The 13728-nt window shown below is 71.4% G+C and carries 17 protein-coding genes; 8 read left to right on the forward strand and 9 right to left on the reverse strand.

Translation table 11 applies throughout. From position 1 onward, the window contains the following. Positions 1-50 precede the first annotated feature (50 nt). Positions 51-569, reverse strand: coding sequence for a hypothetical protein (locus JI742_RS01565; protein WP_201823347.1), 519 nt, complete (start codon positions 567-569; stop codon positions 51-53). Positions 570-733: 164 nt separating this feature from the next. Continuing rightward, positions 734-1642 carry a 16S rRNA (cytidine(1402)-2'-O)-methyltransferase gene (rsmI, locus tag JI742_RS01570; protein WP_434057625.1) on the reverse strand — a complete coding sequence of 303 codons (909 nt, stop codon included), beginning with the start codon at positions 1640-1642 and terminating at the stop codon, positions 734-736. A gap of 39 nt (positions 1643-1681) precedes the next feature. Here rsmI and JI742_RS01575 point away from each other — a divergent pair, with 39 nt between their 5' ends. The 3 genes from JI742_RS01575 (at position 1682) to JI742_RS01585 (ending at position 3443) form a co-directional block, all read left to right on the forward strand. After that, positions 1682-2071 (forward strand): YraN family protein, encoded by a 390-nt coding sequence (locus JI742_RS01575; RefSeq protein WP_201823351.1) that lies wholly within the window; start codon positions 1682-1684, stop codon positions 2069-2071. A gap of 131 nt (positions 2072-2202) precedes the next feature. Continuing rightward, entirely contained in the window at positions 2203-2799 is a 597-nt protein-coding gene (locus tag JI742_RS01580) for a phosphoheptose isomerase (RefSeq protein ID WP_201823353.1), read from the forward strand. Continuing rightward, positions 2796-3443: a BON domain-containing protein gene (locus tag JI742_RS01585; protein ID WP_201823355.1), complete on the forward strand. Its 648-nt coding sequence runs from the start codon at positions 2796-2798 to the stop codon at positions 3441-3443. Before JI742_RS01580 ends, JI742_RS01585 begins: the two co-directional genes overlap by 4 nt. Positions 3444-3512: 69 nt before the next feature. Here JI742_RS01585 and JI742_RS01590 read toward each other — a convergent pair whose 3' ends face one another. Genes JI742_RS01590 through JI742_RS01600 form a run of 3 tightly spaced genes read right to left on the reverse strand, consistent with a single transcriptional unit; the run spans position 3513 to position 6667 of the window. Then, a complete protein-coding gene (locus JI742_RS01590; protein ID WP_201823357.1) occupies positions 3513-4421 on the reverse strand; it encodes an NAD(P)-dependent oxidoreductase in 909 nt (302 codons plus the stop codon). Positions 4422-4456: 35 nt separating this feature from the next. Beyond that, complete coding sequence (locus tag JI742_RS01595) at positions 4457-5590, reverse strand: PilT/PilU family type 4a pilus ATPase (RefSeq protein WP_201823360.1); 1134 nt, start codon at positions 5588-5590, stop codon at positions 4457-4459. A gap of 33 nt (positions 5591-5623) precedes the next feature. Then, on the reverse strand, positions 5624-6667 hold the full coding sequence (locus tag JI742_RS01600; RefSeq protein WP_201823363.1) for a type IV pilus twitching motility protein PilT: 1044 nt from the start codon (positions 6665-6667) through the stop codon (positions 5624-5626). Positions 6668-6730: 63 nt separating this feature from the next. Here JI742_RS01600 and JI742_RS01605 point away from each other — a divergent pair, with 63 nt between their 5' ends. From JI742_RS01605 to JI742_RS01615, 3 genes are all read left to right on the forward strand, one after another. Then, positions 6731-7417: a YggS family pyridoxal phosphate-dependent enzyme gene (locus JI742_RS01605; protein ID WP_201823365.1), complete on the forward strand. Its 687-nt coding sequence runs from the start codon at positions 6731-6733 to the stop codon at positions 7415-7417. Positions 7418-7455: 38 nt separating this feature from the next. Next, positions 7456-8283, forward strand: a complete 828-nt coding sequence (proC, locus tag JI742_RS01610) for a pyrroline-5-carboxylate reductase (RefSeq protein ID WP_201823367.1) — start codon at positions 7456-7458, stop codon at positions 8281-8283. Between the two features lie 72 nt (positions 8284-8355). Next, on the forward strand, positions 8356-8925 hold the full coding sequence (locus JI742_RS01615) for a hypothetical protein (protein ID WP_201823369.1): 570 nt from the start codon (positions 8356-8358) through the stop codon (positions 8923-8925). A gap of 54 nt (positions 8926-8979) precedes the next feature. Here JI742_RS01615 and JI742_RS01620 read toward each other — a convergent pair whose 3' ends face one another. Next, on the reverse strand, positions 8980-10020 hold the full coding sequence (locus JI742_RS01620; protein ID WP_201823371.1) for an acyltransferase family protein: 1041 nt from the start codon (positions 10018-10020) through the stop codon (positions 8980-8982). A gap of 373 nt (positions 10021-10393) precedes the next feature. Between JI742_RS01620 and JI742_RS01625 the strand changes: the two genes are divergently transcribed. Both JI742_RS01625 and ubiA read left to right on the forward strand, forming a co-directional pair. Continuing rightward, a complete protein-coding gene (locus tag JI742_RS01625; RefSeq protein WP_201823373.1) occupies positions 10394-10594 on the forward strand; it encodes a heavy-metal-associated domain-containing protein in 201 nt (66 codons plus the stop codon). A gap of 6 nt (positions 10595-10600) precedes the next feature. Next, complete coding sequence (gene ubiA / locus JI742_RS01630) at positions 10601-11506, forward strand: 4-hydroxybenzoate octaprenyltransferase (RefSeq protein ID WP_201823376.1); 906 nt, start codon at positions 10601-10603, stop codon at positions 11504-11506. A 22-nt stretch (positions 11507-11528) separates the two neighbouring features. Here the strand turns inward: ubiA and JI742_RS01635 are convergent, their stop codons facing one another. From JI742_RS01635 to JI742_RS01645, 3 genes are all read right to left on the reverse strand, one after another. Further along, the gene (locus tag JI742_RS01635) at positions 11529-12266 is read right to left on the reverse strand and encodes an anti-sigma factor (protein ID WP_236676736.1); all 738 of its coding nucleotides are present in this window, start codon (positions 12264-12266) and stop codon (positions 11529-11531) included. Then, positions 12263-12820: a sigma-70 family RNA polymerase sigma factor gene (locus tag JI742_RS01640; RefSeq protein ID WP_201823380.1), complete on the reverse strand. Its 558-nt coding sequence runs from the start codon at positions 12818-12820 to the stop codon at positions 12263-12265. Before JI742_RS01640 ends, JI742_RS01635 begins: the two co-directional genes overlap by 4 nt. A gap of 104 nt (positions 12821-12924) precedes the next feature. After that, positions 12925-13719 carry a metallophosphoesterase gene (locus tag JI742_RS01645; RefSeq protein ID WP_201823382.1) on the reverse strand — a complete coding sequence of 265 codons (795 nt, stop codon included), beginning with the start codon at positions 13717-13719 and terminating at the stop codon, positions 12925-12927. Positions 13720-13728 lie beyond the last annotated feature (9 nt).

Consider the following 13728-nt stretch of genomic DNA (forward strand, 5'->3'; position numbering starts at 1 on the left):
GATGATCGAAAGGCCCGATGGCCGCGATCTGCGCGCCGCACCAGGCGGCATCAGGGCGCGGGCCGGAAGCGGAAGTTGTCCATGGCCAGGTGGTTCCAGTCCTTGCCGCTGCTGGGGAAGGCCAGGGCGATCATGTCCACCGCGCCGGTGTAGGGCGGCTTGAGCAGGGTCGGCGTTGCGGTGAAGCGCATGCGCGCCTTGCTGTTGTTGACGCCGGTGTAGACCGTCTTGCCCTTGAGGTAGAGCACGAACCAGAAGGCGCCGTTGGCATCGAGGCCGCGGCGGCTCCAGAAATCGGCGCCGTCGAAGAAGAAGGGCTTGCCATCGAAGCGACGCACGAACAGCGACGCGGTCGATGCCGAGGCGTAGACGGTGGGCTTGTCGGTCGTCTTGTAGGCGTACCAGCCGGCGCCCCACTGGAAGCCCTGGTAGGGCGTGGGCACCTGCACGCTGGAGAGCAGGTCGTTGAAGGTGAGGGTCTGGGCCTGGGCTTGGGCCGGTGCGGCAGCGGCCAGCAGGGCCGCGAGGGGCAGCGCGCGGCACAGGGTCCGCAGGGTCGGGGTGTTCATGGCGCAAGCGTCGGGATGGGGAGGCCCAGGCCCTTGCAGGCGCCGCGCCCGGGCGGTCCGGCCTTGTGAATCAGCCACTTGCGATACATCGCCCCGGCCCCGGCCGGCTCGCCGGGCCAAATGCCCCTGCACGCCACGGGGCATTTGCCCCGCGTGCGGGGGATTCAACCCGGCCCGCGCCGGGCCAGGGCCGCGGCATACAGGGCCTTGCGCGGCAGGCCGTGGGCCTCGGCGCTGAGGGCGGCAGCCTGCTTCAGCGGCAGCTCGCGCAGCAGCAGGTCGAGCAGGCGCAGGGCCTCGGCCGGCAGGGCATCGGCGGCAGCCTCCGCCGCGGGCTCGGCATGCAGCACCAGGACGAATTCGCCGCGCAGGCGGTTCGGATCGGCCGCCAGCCAGGCTGGCAGCTCGGCCAGCGGTCCGGTCACCAGGGTCTCGAACTGCTTGCTCAGCTCGCGGGCCAGGGTCAGGCGGCGGGTCGGCAGGGCGGCGGCCAGCGCGGCCACCAGGGCCTCGATGCGGTGCGGCGCCTCGAAGAGCACCTGCGCCTCGTCGGCTGCGGCGGCCAGGGCCTGGATCTCGCGCTCGCGGGCCTGGGCCTTGGGCGAGAGAAAGCCGAGGAAGCGGAAGCCGCGGGCCTGCGTGTCGCCGGCCGCGCTCAGCGCCGTCAGCACCGCGCTGGGCCCGGGCAGCGGCATCACCCGCAGGCCGGCGGCCTGCACCGCCGCGACCAGGCGCGCGCCCGGGTCGCTGACGGCCGGCGTGCCGGCATCGCTGGCATAGGCGATGCGCTCGCCCGCCTGCAGGCGCTGCACGATCTGCGCGGCGGCCTGGGCCTCGTTGTGCTCGTGCACGGCGATCAGCGGCCGGTCCAGGCCCAGGTGATGCAGCAGGCCGGCGGTCACGCGGGTGTCCTCGCAGGCCACCGCATCGACGCGGCCGAGCAGGTGGATGGCACGCAGGCTCAGGTCGGCCAGGTTGCCGATCGGCGTGGCGACCACATAGAGGGTGGCCGGCGGATACTGCTGGGCACCGGCCGCTTCGGCGGCGGCCTGCTGGATCAGGAGAGGGTTCACGCAGGCGGCACCGGCCGGGGGGAGGGAGGGAAAAAGGCGATGAGCACACCCGCCAAGGGGCCCACGCGCCAGCAAGTCGGCGCCGCCGCGGAGGACCGCGCGCTGGCCCATCTGCAGGCCGCCGGCCTGCGGCTGCTGGCGCGGAATTATCGAGTCGCCGCCGGCCCGCGGGCGCGCGGCGGCGAGATCGATCTGATCCTGCGCGCACGCGACGGCACCGTCGTCTTCGTCGAAGTCCGCCACCGCGCCGACGCCCGCCACGGCGGGGCCGCCGCCAGCATCGGCCCGACCAAGCAGGCGCGGCTGATCTTCGCGGCCCGACACTGGCTGCAACGCCAGCCCGGCGCGCTGCCGCCCTGCCGCTTTGATGTGGTCGCCCTCGACGGCGAGGCCCTGCAGTGGCTGCAAGCGGCCTTCGATGCCTCCTGAGGCGTCACGGCCCGGGCCCGGGCCGGTGCAGATGCGCCGAAAAGTAAGCGCACGCCCACCGCCTTACGCCGGGTGCCGGCGGCGTGCGGGCGGGAACCGGGGCGTCACGGGCCGGCTCGTATGATCGAGCCATGCTTGAACAAAGAATCCAGCGCCAGTTCTTCGACAGCGCCGACCTGAAGTACCAGGCCGCCGAGATCCTGTCGCGCCCGATCGCCGATGCGGCCCAGGCCCTGCTCGGCAGCCTGACGGGCGGCGGCAAGGTCCTGGTCTGCGGCAACGGCGGTTCGGCCGCCGATGCGCAGCACTTCGCGGCCGAGTTCGTCGGGCGCTTCGAGCGCGAGCGCCCCGGCCTCGCGGCGATCGCGCTGACCACCGACAGCTCCATCCTCACCGCCATCGCCAACGACTATGCCTACGAGCAGGTCTACGCGAAGCAGGTGCAGGCCCTGGGCCAGCCCGGCGATGTGCTGATCGCGATCAGCACCAGCGGCAATTCCGCCAATGTGCTGGCCGCCGTGCGGGCCGCGCACGAGCGCGAGCTGACCGTGATCGCGCTGACCGGCCGGGGCGGCGGCGCGCTGGCCACGGCCCTGGCCGACACCGATGTCCACATCTGCGTGCCCCACGAACGCACCGCGCGCATCCAGGAGGTTCACCTGCTGACCCTGCACTGCCTCTGCGACGCGGTCGACCATCAATTGCTTGGCGAACAGGATCCCGCATGAACACCCGTCTCCGATCGCTTCTGCTGTCCACCCTCGGCGCGGCCACCCTGGCCGCCAGCCTTTCGGCCTGCGTGCCGCTGATGGTCGGCGGCGCGGTGGGCACCGCCCTGGTCGCCACCGACCGCCGCACCTCGGGCGCGCAACTGGAGGACCAGGGCATCGAGCTCAAGGGCGGCCAGCGCCTGCGCGAGGTCCTCGGCGACCGCGGCCATGTCAACCTGACCAGCTTCAACCGCACGGTGCTGATCACCGGCGAGGTGCCGACGGCCGAGGACAAGGCGGCGATCGAACGCGCGATCGGCCAGGTCGACAATGTGCGCGGCGTGGTCAATGAGCTCGGCATCGGCCCGGTCAGCTCGATCGGTTCGCGCTCCAACGACGGCCTGATCACCACCAAGGTCAAGGGCCGCTTCGTCGAGGCACAGGACCTGTTCTCGAACGCCGTCAAGGTCGTGACCGAGCGCGGCATCGTCTACCTGATGGGCCGCGTGACCGAGCGCGAGGCCAAGCGAGCGACCGACCTGGCCCGCGGCACCACCGGCGTGCAGAAGGTCGTGACGGTCTTCGACCTGGTCAGCGAAGAAGAGCTGGCCCGCATCGGCGCCCCGGCGCCGAGCACGAACGTGACGCCGACCAAGCCCTGACCGGAACCCGCGCGGCCTGCCGCGCCAGCAGCGCCTCGCAAGGGCCCGCCTCGGCGGGCCCTTGGCCCTTCAGCGCAGGCGCCGGATCAGGCTGGAGGTGTCCTGGCGGCCGCCGCCCTGGGCCTGCACATCGCCATAGAACTGGTCGACCAGGGCCGTGACCGGCAGGCGCACGCCCTGGCGGCGGGCCTCGTCCAGCACGAGGCCCAGGTCCTTGCGCATCCAGTCGACGGCGAAGCCGAAGTCGAAGCGGCCCTCGACCATGGTCGGACCGCGGTTGTCCATCTGCCAGCTCTGCGCGGCACCCTTGCCGATCACGCCGAGCACGGCCTTCATGTCCAGGCCGGCCTTCTCGCCGAAGGCGATCGCCTCGGCCAGGCCCTGCACCAGGCCGGCAATCGCGATCTGGTTGACCATCTTGGCGAGCTGGCCCGAGCCGGCCGGGCCGAGCAGGGTCACGGCCTTGGCGAAGGCCATGGCCACCGGCTGGATGCGGGCGAAGACTTCGGGCGCGCCGCCGCACATCACGGTGAGCGCGCCATTGAGCGCGCCGAGGTTGCCGCCCGAGACCGGCGCATCGACGAAGCCCAGGCCGCGCGCCGTGGCCGCGGCGTCCAGCTCGCGGGCGATGTCGGCCGAGGCGGTGGTGTGGTCGACGAAGACCGCGCCCGGCGCCATGCCGTGGAAGGCGCCGTGCTCGCCGAGCGTCACCTCGCGCAGGTCCGCATCGTTGCCGACGCAGGCGAAGACGATGTCGGCCCCGGCCGCCGCTTCGCGCGGCGTGGCCGCGCTCGCGCCGCCGTAGGCCGCCACCCATTCGGCCGCCTTGGCCGCGGTGCGGTTGTAGACGGTGACCGCGTGGCCCGCACGGGCCAGGTGGCCGGCCATGGGATGGCCCATCACGCCCAGGCCGAGAAAGGCGACCCGGCGGGCGGGGGTGGCGTCGTAGGTCTTGGCGGCGGCAAGCGGGAAGCTCATGATCGATCGTCAGGCAGGAGGCAGGGCCTCGGACCTTACATGATCGTCAGGTGCTCGGTGCCTGCGGCCAGGTCGGGATTGCGCGCCTGCCCGCTGTGCAGCTTGATCTGCAGCCGCAGGTCGTTGAGCGAGTCGGCGTGGCGCAGCGCATCCTCGTAGCTGATCTGCTGCGCCTCGTGCAGGTCGAACAGGGCCTGGTCGAAGGTCTGCATGCCGGCCTCGCGCGAGCGTTTCATCAGCTCCTTCAGCGCGGCCACCTCGCCCTTGAAGATCAGGTCGGCCGCCAGCGGCGTGTTCAGCAGGATCTCCACCGCCGCCGCCCGGCCGCCGCCGGCGCGCGGCAGCAGGCGCTGCGAGACCATGGCGCGCAGGTTCAGCGACAGGTCCATCAGCAGTTGCGCATGGCGCTCCTGCGGGAAGAAGTTCAGCACCCGGTCCAAGGCCTGGTTGGCGCTGTTGGCATGCAGGGTGGCCATGCAGAGGTGGCCGGTCTCGGCGAAGGCGATGGCATGGTCCATGGTCTCGCGGTCGCGGATCTCGCCCATCAGGATCACGTCGGGCGCCTGGCGCAGGGTGTTCTTCAGCGCGGCCTCCCAGCTGTCGGTGTCGAGGCCGACCTCGCGCTGGGTGACGATGCAGTTCTTGTGCGGATGCACGAACTCGATCGGGTCCTCCACCGTCACGATGTGGCCGTGGCTGTGGGTGTTGCGGTGGTCGACCATGGCCGCCAGCGTCGTGCTCTTGCCCGAGCCGGTCGCGCCGACCACGATCACCAGGCCGCGCTTGCTGAGCGTGATGTCCTTGAGCACCGGCGGCAGGCCCAGGCCGTCAAGCGTCGGCAGCGTGCTGGGGATGGTGCGCAGCACCAGGCCGACCTGGCCCTGCTGCAGGAAGGCATTGGCGCGGAAGCGGCCGATGTCCTTGGGCGCGATCGCGAAATTGCACTCCTTGGTCTTCTCGAATTCGGCGGCCTGGCGGTCGTTCATCACCGCGCGGGCCAGGGCCAGGGTGTGCTGGCCGCTCAGCGGCTGGGCCGAGACCTTGGTCATCACGCCGTCGATCTTCATCGCGGGCGGGAAGTCGGCGGTCAGGAACAGGTCCGAGCCCTTGCGCGCGACCAGCAAGCGCAGCAGCTCGGCGATGAACTGGGCGGCGGCATCACGTTCCATCGCGGGGCTCCCGGGGTCAGGCGAGGCAGCGGCTCACAGCGGAAAGCTCTCGGGCGAGCGGGCCTTGCTGCGCGCCTCGGGCAGGCTGATCTGCTTGCGCCGCACCAGGTCGGCCAGGGCCTGGTCGAGCGTGACCATGCCCTGGCCCGCGCCGGTCTGCATGGCGCTGTACATCTGGGCGATCTTGTTCTCGCGGATCAGGTTCCGGATCGCCGGGGTGCCGAGCATGATCTCGTGCGCCGCCACGCGGCCCTGGCCGTCGAGCGTCTTGCACAGCGTCTGCGAGATCACCGCGACCAGCGATTCCGACAGCATGGTGCGCACCATGTCCTTCTCCGCCGCGGGGAAGACATCGACGATGCGGTCCACCGTCTTGGCCGCGCTGCTGGTGTGCAGGGTGCCGAAGACGAGGTGGCCGGTCTCGGCCGCGGTCAGGGCCAGGCGGATGGTCTCCAGGTCGCGCATCTCGCCGACCAGGATGGCGTCCGGGTCCTCGCGCAGCGCCGAGCGCAGCGCATTCGCGAAGCTTTGCGTGTGCGCGCCGACTTCGCGCTGGTTGACCAGGCACTGCTTGCTCTCGTGCACGAACTCGATCGGGTCCTCCACCGTCAGGATGTGGCCATGCTCCTGCTCGTTCAGGTGGTTGACCATGGCCGCCAGCGTGGTGCTCTTGCCCGAACCGGTCGGGCCGGTCACCAGCACCAGGCCGCGCGGCTTCAGGGCCAGCTCGCCGAAGATGCGCGGCGCGCTCAACTGCTCCAGCGTCAGCAGCGTGCTGGGGATGGTGCGCAGCACCGCGCCCGGGCCGCGCTGCTGGTTGTAGGCATTCACGCGGAAGCGCGCCAGGCCCTGCAGCTCGAAGGAGAAGTCGATCTCCAGCCGCTCCTCGAAGACCTTGCGCTGGGCATCGTTCATGATGTCGTAGACCATCGCATGGACGGCCTTCGCATCCAGCGCGTCCATGCTGATCCGGCGCACGTCCCCGTGCACGCGGATCATCGGCGGCAGCCCCGCCGACAGGTGCAGGTCCGAAGCCTTGTTCCTGACCGCGAAGGCCAGCAGTTGGGTGATGTCCATGGTTCATGGTCCCGGCTGCTCGGCGCCGACCCCTGTCGACCCCTTCTTCCCAGGCACCGTACCGTGATCGACCGCAAGCGACAAGAACTGAAGGACCGCATCGCCGCCGCCTGCCGGCAAGCCGGCCGGCCCGAGGACAGCGTCACGCTGCTGGCCGTCAGCAAGACCCAGCCCGCCGAGGCCGTGGCCGCCGCGCTCGCCGCCGGCCAGCAGGCCTTCGGCGAGAACTATGTGCAAGAGGCGCTCGACAAGATCGACGCGCTGATCGCCCATCGCGAGCACCTGCAATGGCATCTGATCGGCCCGCTGCAGAGCAACAAGACCCGCGTCGTGGCCGAGGCCTTCGACTGGGTCCACAGCATCGACCGGCTGAAGATCGCCGAGCGCCTGTCGGCCCAGCGCCCGCCCGGCCTGCCGCCGCTGGATGTCTGCCTGCAGGTCAATGTCAGCGGCGAGGCGAGCAAGAGCGGCATCGCGCCGGCCGAGCTGCCGGCCCTGGCCCATGCCGTCGCCGCCCTGCCGCGGCTGCGACTGCGCGGCCTGATGAGCATCCCCGAGCCGGTCGAGGGCCTGGCCGCGCAGCGCCTGCCGCATGCGCGGCTGCGCGCGCTCTTCGAGCAACTGCGCGACGCGGGCCTGCCGCTGGACACCCTCTCGATGGGCATGAGCGCCGACCTGGAAGCCGCCGTGCTGGAGGGCGCGACGATGCTGCGCATCGGCACCGCCCTGTTCGGCGCGCGAGCTGCCTAGACTCGCAGCCTTCCGCCCCTCCGTGCCCGAGCCGCGCCATGTCCTCTTCCTCCTTCCCAACCATCGCCTTCATCGGCGGCGGCAACATGGCCAGCGCGCTGATCGGCGGCCTGCGCCGCCAGGGCCATCCGGCCGAGGCCCTGGTCGTCATCGAGCCGCATGCGCCGCAGCGCGAGCGCCTGGCCGCGGAGCACGGCCTGCAGGCCCTAGCCGCACCCAGCCCGGCGCTGGCGGCAGCGCAAACCGTGGTCTGGGCGGTCAAGCCCCAGGTCTTTGCCGAGGCCGCCGCGCCCTGCCGCGCGCTGGTGGCCGGCGCGCTGCAGCTCAGCGTGATGGCCGGCATCCGAAGCGAGACCCTGGTCGCCGCCACCGGCAGCGAGCGCGTGGTGCGGGCGATGCCGAACACGCCGGCGCTGATCGGCCAGGGCATGGCCGGGTTGTATGCGCGGCCGGCGGTGAGTGCGGCCGAGCGCGCCGGCATCGAGGCGCTGCTGGCGCCGACCGGGCAGACGCTGTGGGTGGCGCAGGAAGCGCAGCTCGATGCGGTCACCGCCCTCAGCGGCTCCGGCCCGGCCTATGTCTTCCTCGTGCTGGAGGCGCTGATCGCCGGCGGCGAGGCCGTCGGCCTGAGCGCCGCGCAGGCCCGCAGCCTGGCCCTGCAGACCCTGGCCGGCGCGACGGCCCTGGCCGCGCAATCGGACGAGCCGCCGGCCGTGCTGCGCGAGCGCGTCACCTCCAAGGGCGGCACCACCTTTGCCGCGCTGGAGGTGATGCGCGCCGGCGGCCTGCCGGAGACCATCGTCCGCGCCGTGCAAGCCGCGGCGGCGCGGGCCGAGGAGCTCGGCCGGCCCGCCGCGCAGGCGTAAGCCCGGGCGCCCTGCGCCGACCCACTTTTACGCGCGCGCCTGGCCGCCCCCCTCATCCGACCGGAGAACCCCATGCCCTCCCTGCCCCCCTTCGCCGCCGCCCTGCTGCTGGGCAGCGGCCTACTCCTGGGCCCGACGGCCCAGGCCCTGGAGCTGTCCGGCCGCAAGACGCTGTCGGCCCACACCGCGGACGGCGGCAAGATCGAGCTGGGCTCGGTGCTGTTCAGCCCGGCAGCCGACGGGGCGGTGGGCTTCAAGGTCGAGATGAAGCATGAGGCGCTGAGCGACCACTTCCTCTCGATGCGCGAGTTCAAGTGCCTGCCCGGCCCCAAGGAAATCAGTTGCTACGTGCCCTACCCCTACCGCCATCCGGGCCAGGTGCGCCCTGGCCAGTTGGCCTGGCTGGAGCACAACCTGCTGTTCTTCTTCAAGACCCCGGCGGATTTCGGCGCCAAGCTCTGGAACGGCCTCTACTTCGAGTTCAAGGACACCGGCAAGGCCTTGGTGGGCCTGCCCAAGGCGGTCGATCTGAATGCCATCGGCGCCCCGCCGAACGATCTGAACAAGCCGCCCTATGCGCCGGCCGAGCGTCACGCGATCCCGGACGGCGCGCGCTGGATCGTCAGCCTGACGATCGAGTGAGGCCCGGGCGCGCCGGCCGCAGCGTGCTGCCGCTGCGGGGGCCAGGCCGATGATTCACACGATGGCCCGCAGGTAGGGCGTGCGGCGCATCAGATAGGTCAGCAGCGCCGCGCCGAACAGCCCACCGAGGATCCGAACGAGCAGGGTGACGTCAGGCGTAAGGCCGAAGTAGACCGAGAACTTGTCGGCCACGCGGAAGCACAGCGGGTGGGCCAGGTAGACGCCCAGCGTCAGGACCGAAAGCCGCATGACCCAGACCGAGCGCTGCATCGGCACGGTGCAGAAGAGGATGATCACGGCGCCCAGCAGGTAGGCCACTGCCACATGATCGGCCAGCCCGGCCCACCAGGCGATCAAGGCCGAGATCGCCATCGCCACCGACACCGCGATGAAGCGGCGCCGGCGCCCCTCGCCCTTGTAGCGCAGGGCATAGGAGTAGGCGAGGCCAAAGCCAGCCGACGGCACGGAGTAGACCAGGATGGGCTTGGAAGGCACGATGCTTGCGGCCAGCGGCACCATCGTCATCAGAAGCAGGCCCACCAAGCCGCCGATGCCCCAGCGCCAACCCAGGGGCACCTTGCGGACGAAGGGCCGGATGGAGAGCATCGCCGCGGTGGTGACCACGATGAAAGGCAAGTACCACAGGTGGAGTGCCGGCCAGTCCAGAACCGCCCAGATCGAATCGCGCGACAGCAGCCGATCGAAGCCCCGCTCCATCCATACGCGAGCGGCGGCGTAGATAAACCACCAACCCACCCAAGGCAGCACCAGCCGCAGGCTGCGGCGCAGCAGAAAAACTTTCAGGGAAATCGGCTGGGCGAGTTGCTGGAAGGACAGCAGCAGGAATATGCCCAAGGCGGTTGAACCGATGTATTCAGCCGGTTCTCCGACTGCGTGGTAGACCACAATACCGATGGCGGCCACGACGCGCAGGTAGTCGGCGGACGGCACGAGCGCTGGTGGTGCTGAGAGCTCTCCCTCGCGGGACCAGCGCTGCCACACGGACAGCCCGTCAGCCGGTGAACCGGCCGAACTCTCATTGCTGCGCCGTTTGCTGAAAAACCTACCGAATCCGGCCATTGCACGCTTGATCAAGGGGAGCTTTATCGATTGACGGGCTGCCCACCCGATAAAGCACGATGGGATCTCGATGCAGCAGGCAACAGTCCAAGTCTACCGCCACGACATTCTGCACTGCACTTGCGCAGCAATCATGCGGAAGCGCTGGTGACACAAGGCTCAATTAGCCCACCTAAGCCTTGCTTTTCGTGTCGTGGTGCCTGAACGCAACGCGCTCTCAAGAGCCACCGTGCGCTGGCGTATCGACCGCATCTCACGAGCAAATGCCGCGCCCAGGGTGCGCGCAATCGCGATGCCAACGCCGCCCGTGCACCCCGCGAGGCGCAAGCACCGCACGAGACGTGTGCCTCGGCGATGATGGCAGCGTTTCCTCTCGAGCGACCCCGCCATGCCCACCCTGCATCTGCTGATCCCCGACCTGAGCTGCGGCCACTGTGTCCGCAGCGTGACCGAAGCCGCGCAGGCGCTGGACCCACAGGCCCGCGTGCAGGCCGACCCGTCCACCAAGCAAGTGGTCATCGCGACCACCGCCGATCCAGCCGCCCTGCGGGCCGCGCTGACGGCCGCCGGCTACCCGCCGCAGGCCTGAGCGCGGATGCGGACCCGCCTTTCGGCCCGGCTGGCGCTGTGGCTGGACCTGATCCGCTGGAACCGCCCCGCCGGCTGGCTGCTGCTGCTGTGGCCAACCCTGGCCGCGCTGTGGCTGGCGGCGGGCGGCTGGCCGGGCTGGCATCTGTTCGGGGTCTTCGTCGCGGGCACGGTGCTGATGCGCAGCGCCGGCTGCTGCGTGAACGATGTGGCCGATCGCGACTTCGACCGCCATGTGAAGCGCACCGCGCAGCGGCCGGTGACCAGCGGCAGGGTGTCGGTGAAAGAAGCCCTGGCCCTGGGGGCCGGCCTGGCCCTGCTGGCCTTCGCCCTGGTGCTGACGACGACGCCCGCCGCGGTGGCCTGGTCCTTCGTCGCCCTGGCCGTGACGGTGGCCTATCCCTTTGCCAAGCGCCTTGTCGCCATGCCGCAGGCCGTGCTGGGCGTGGCCTTCAGCCTCGGCATGCCGATGGCCTTTGCGGCCGTGCACGGCGGCCGGCCTGACGCGGGCCCCTGGTGGTCGCTGATGCCGGCCTGGGGCTGGGTGCTTTGGACCGGCAACCTGGCCTGGGTGCTGGCCTACGACACCGAGTACGCCATGGTCGACCGCGACGACGACCTGAAGATCGGCATCCGCACCTCGGCCCTCACCCTGGGCCGGGCCGATGTGGCGGCGGTGATGGGCTTCTACGCCCTCTTCCTGGCCCTGTGGGGCGGCGTGGGCGCCTGGCTTGGCCTGGGGGCGGCCTATGCGGCGGGCTGGGCGGCGGCCCTGGCCCAGGTGGGCTGGCATTTCCGCCTGATCCGCGAGCGCACGCGCGAGGGCTGCTTCGCGGCCTTCCGCGCCAACCACTGGGTCGGCGCCAGCCTGTTCGCCGGCCTGGCGCTTGACCTGGCGCTCCGCCAGCCCTGAGGGCCGGCGGAGCGTCCCAGCCTCAAAGCTGCACGGTGCGGCCAAGGTAGAGGATGGGTCCGGTCGGCCTGCCGATCGGCGAACCGGCCTCGGGCTCCAGCGTCAGCTCGAAGAGCTGGCGCGCGCCCAGGGTGGGCATGCGCTCGACCGGCAGCTCGACCACCTGGCCGGGCTGCACCAAGCCCAGCGAGGTCGGGCCCGCCGCGCCCTCGGCCTTGGTCCAGAACTGCAAGGCCTTGCCGGCCGGCACCGCCTCGGGCGGCACGATGGGCACCAGGCGCAAGCGGCCCCCGGCCGTGGCCTCGACCAGCCAGCCATTGCGCTTGTCGTCCGGCGCCTCCAGCACAGCCAGGTAACGCGGCGCGACGGCGCCGCGTGCATCCCGCTCGACCTGCTCGCTCAGCATCACGCCCATCACCAGCGCCGCGGCGGTGGCCAGGGCGCTCACGCCCTGCCAGACGCGAAGCCGGCGCCACAGGCTGTCGTTGGCAGCCTCCACGGCCAGACCATCGACCTCGTCACGCGCTCTCGATGCCGGCAGCCGCGCCTCGATGCGCGACCACAGGCCAGCCGCCGGGGCGGCCGTGCCGACGTGATGGGCCAGGGGCAGCAGGCGGTCCTGCCAGTAGGCGGTCTCGGCCTGAAGGCCGGCATCGTTGACCAGGGCGGCCTCGAAGGCCTGGCGCTCCTCGGCCGACAGGGTGCCGAGCACGTATTCGCCGGCCGAGGCCGTGCGCTCGTCTCGATCGGTGAGGTTCATGACAGGCATTCCTTCAGCGAAACCAGACCGCGGCGGATCCAGCTTTTGACCGTCCCCACCGGCGTGGCCAGTTGCAGGGCGATCTGTTCATGGGTGTGGCCTTCGACGAAGGCCCGGACGATGCACTCGCGGCGCTTGGCCTCCAGCCCGGCCAGGCAGCGCTCGAGCGCGCGCAGCTCGCCCGGCAGGCGCTCGGGGGGCTCGTCGTGCAGGATGGGCAGGGCATCGGCCAGGTCCTCGACGGCATCGCCGACGCTGATCTCGCGGCCGGCCTTGCGCTGCACGTCCAGCGCGCGGTGGCGCACCACCGTGTAGATCCAGCCGCGCGCCGAGCCCAGCGAGCGCTGGTAGCTGCCGGCGCGCTGCCAGATCTGCAGGAAGGCGTCTTGCAGCACGTCATGCGCGGTGTCGCGGTCGCGCACGATGCGCAGCGCCACGCCGAGCAGCCAGCGCGACTCGCGTTCATAGATCTGGCGCAGCGCAAAGCGCTCGCCGCGGGCGCAGGCTTCAAGGGCTGCGGCATGGTCGAAATCGTCCGGGGCGGCGGTGGCCATCAGCGGGGCTTTCGGGTGCGGGGGGACGGGCGGGAGGCGGATCGCATGCGGCTCGCGAAGGTCCAGGTGGGTCTACGGGAAGCTGCCGGCGGCGGATGCAGGCCTCAAAGGCTGAGGCAGGCCAGCGGATCGTGGCCCTCGGCCTCGCCGCGCCGGCTGTGGCCGCGGGCCAGGCAGACGACGCGGGTCTGGCCGCCGCCCTCGTGCACGACGGTGTAGTCGTGGCGGCAGTGCAAGTGGCCGTGTATCCACACCGCCGCGGCCGGCAGCAGGGCATCGTCGGCATTGCAGAAGCTGGCGGTGGCGGGTTGCGCGCCGTAGCGCGGGTCGGCGCTCCTCAGGCTGGGGGCGAAATGCGTCATCACCACCGTGCTGTGCCAGTGGCCGGGGTCGGCCGGGTCGGGCGGCGGCGCCTGGCGCAGCGCGGCGGCCAGCCAGGCGCGGCTGTCGAGCGCCTCCTCGCGCACGGCCGCCGCGTCGAAGGGCAGGCCGTTGCGCGTGCTGCGCATCACGTCGACGAAGTAGCGCGCGGCGCGCAGGGCCTTGTCGCGGCGCGAGGGGCCGAAGAGGTCGAAGTCGCACCAGCGGGTGCAGGCCAGCAGGCGGTGGCGACGGCCGTCGGCGCCTTGCAGCAGCACGGCCTCCTTTTCTAGCAGCCGGATGCCCAGGCCCTGCAGGTGCGCGCGCAGCGCGGGCCAGGCCTCGTTCCACTCGCGCTGGTCGAACTCATGGTTGCCGGCAATCGCATAGACCGGCACCGGCCAGCCCGCGAACTTGCGGTAGCCCTCCCAGCCGGCGTCGATGTCGCCGGCCAGCAGCAGAGCCTCCGCGCCCGGCGCGGGCACGGGCGTGAAGTCCTCGGTTTCCAGGTGCAGGTCGGACAGGATCTGCAGGCGCATGGCGCGGCG

The sequence above is a fragment of the Piscinibacter lacus genome (assembly GCF_016735685.1).
GTDB classification, from domain to species: Bacteria; Pseudomonadota; Gammaproteobacteria; order Burkholderiales; family Burkholderiaceae_C; genus Aquariibacter; species Aquariibacter lacus.

Bases quoted from the DNA above. Each gene is read 5' to 3' on its own strand.
- JI742_RS01615 (WP_201823369.1), top strand. From the start codon at position 8,356: ATGCCCTCCCTGCCCCCCTTCGCCGCCGCCCTGCTGCTGGGCAGCGGC.
- proC (WP_201823367.1), top strand. From the start codon at position 7,456: ATGTCCTCTTCCTCCTTCCCAACCATCGCCTTCATCGGCGGCGGCAAC.
- JI742_RS01645 (WP_201823382.1), bottom strand. From the start codon at position 13,719: ATGCGCCTGCAGATCCTGTCCGACCTGCACCTGGAAACCGAGGACTTC.
- JI742_RS01635 (WP_236676736.1), bottom strand. From the start codon at position 12,266: ATGAACCTCACCGATCGAGACGAGCGCACGGCCTCGGCCGGCGAATAC.
- JI742_RS01580 (WP_201823353.1), top strand. From the start codon at position 2,203: ATGCTTGAACAAAGAATCCAGCGCCAGTTCTTCGACAGCGCCGACCTG.
- JI742_RS01625 (WP_201823373.1), top strand. From the start codon at position 10,394: ATGCCCACCCTGCATCTGCTGATCCCCGACCTGAGCTGCGGCCACTGT.
- JI742_RS01575 (WP_201823351.1), top strand. From the start codon at position 1,682: ATGAGCACACCCGCCAAGGGGCCCACGCGCCAGCAAGTCGGCGCCGCC.
- JI742_RS01565 (WP_201823347.1), bottom strand. From the start codon at position 569: ATGAACACCCCGACCCTGCGGACCCTGTGCCGCGCGCTGCCCCTCGCG.
- JI742_RS01640 (WP_201823380.1), bottom strand. From the start codon at position 12,820: ATGGCCACCGCCGCCCCGGACGATTTCGACCATGCCGCAGCCCTTGAA.
- JI742_RS01595 (WP_201823360.1), bottom strand. From the start codon at position 5,590: ATGGAACGTGATGCCGCCGCCCAGTTCATCGCCGAGCTGCTGCGCTTG.
- JI742_RS01600 (WP_201823363.1), bottom strand. From the start codon at position 6,667: ATGGACATCACCCAACTGCTGGCCTTCGCGGTCAGGAACAAGGCTTCG.
- JI742_RS01585 (WP_201823355.1), top strand. From the start codon at position 2,796: ATGAACACCCGTCTCCGATCGCTTCTGCTGTCCACCCTCGGCGCGGCC.
- ubiA (WP_201823376.1), top strand. From the start codon at position 10,601: ATGCGGACCCGCCTTTCGGCCCGGCTGGCGCTGTGGCTGGACCTGATC.
- JI742_RS01590 (WP_201823357.1), bottom strand. From the start codon at position 4,421: ATGAGCTTCCCGCTTGCCGCCGCCAAGACCTACGACGCCACCCCCGCC.